The 1,325-nt window shown below is 56.7% G+C and carries 1 protein-coding gene; it reads left to right on the top strand.

Annotation, left to right across the window (positions count from 1 at the left end; all coding sequences use genetic code 11):
• Positions 1 to 921: 921 nt before the first annotated feature.
• A complete protein-coding gene (locus tag EN906_RS37610) occupies positions 922 to 1,176 on the top strand; it encodes a hypothetical protein (protein WP_164749064.1) in 255 nt (84 codons plus the stop codon).
• Positions 1,177 to 1,325: the final 149 nt, after the last annotated feature.

Here is a 1,325-nt window from a genome sequence, read left to right as displayed (position 1 = left end):
GCCGCACCTGTATCGCCGGCCCTGACTCTCTGGTGGGTCTGCAGCGTCTTGTTGGTCTGATCGGCAAAGAGGGCCTGCAGTAGCACGTCGAAATCATTGAGGAGTCCAGTCGCCATGTCGCCTCGCCAGCGGCTTCCAACACGATGCCCAAGGTTCGCATCCGTACGGGAATTTCCTGTTCGAAGGCCCAATTTCGCATTCCGCTCGGTGATCTTGGCTACAGCGGGATTTAGCGTCAGCGCCCTGTGCGCGGAAATACGGTGCGCCCGGAGTTGGAGCTGATTCTCTATCTCCACGGCGAGGCGCGTCTTGCCTCCACCGTTTGAGCCGACAAATATCAGGGAAGTGCCTGGCAGCATGGCGAAGGGAATTGAGCTGGTAGGACTTGGGATCGTGAAATTAAAAGGCATTGGTGATCAATCTCTTGATTATTTGACCCACCGTACAAGACGAAAGGACGCCGCGCCAAGTGATCAAGCCCAATGGACGCTTTGTGGCCCTCAGCCTTCATCCCGCCAGACAACTCGCCGTACCATCCTGATTTCTGCAAGCCGCGTAACCCTGATGCCCTGCCTTTCTCGGGCCGATGGATTTTGTGTTTCGGCATCCATGTACTCATTCTTGCCGCACCGCTTGCAACTCATTTTGCCTCCCACCAATTCCGCTTCAATGTCCCCGAAGATTTCCTTCAGATCACTCGGCAGATACCATCGTTTGACGTTGCACAGACCGCACCGGACCAGCACAAGCTGCCCAATCTCGTGGGCATTGCCAAGCTTCCATTCGCCGCCGCGCCTTCGTCTTCCACCAGTGTCAGCCATAGCCCCAAAATAGGAACTCATTCCTCGCTTGGTCAATCCGCTCTTGACATTTATGTTCTCTTTTTGTTCACTAACGATCGAGACATTAGGAGACGCTCACATGGACCACATTGTGACGCTGGACAGCCGACAAGAAGCCGCCCTTCAAGCCGTCGCCGACAAGTTCGTTGCCGTTCACAGGGGCGACGTGATGAAGGCGCTCAAGGAAATGATGGTCCTCAACGGTCGCCTTCAGGACCAGCTTGACGCGCGCTCTATGCCGCGCCGCGCAAGCCGCAAGGAGGGGAACGCAATGGCCCACACGATGCGCGTAGAGGCAGTAGCCCACAGCGGGAACTCGTCTAAAGCGAACTGATCTGGCAGCCAACTCAGGGCGCGGATGGAGAGGCGGGAAATTTGAGAGAACGGCCCCAGCAAACGTGCTATGAATGGATCTAGGCAGAAAGAGACCGAGGCACCTGCTATGTCTGAAAAAGAGCCTGAACCACCGCCGCCCCCACCCCC

This window comes from Mesorhizobium sp. M7A.F.Ca.CA.004.06.1.1, assembly GCF_003999135.1.
Classification (GTDB): domain Bacteria; phylum Pseudomonadota; class Alphaproteobacteria; order Rhizobiales; family Rhizobiaceae; genus Mesorhizobium.
This window is presented reverse-complemented; position numbering and strand designations above follow the sequence as displayed.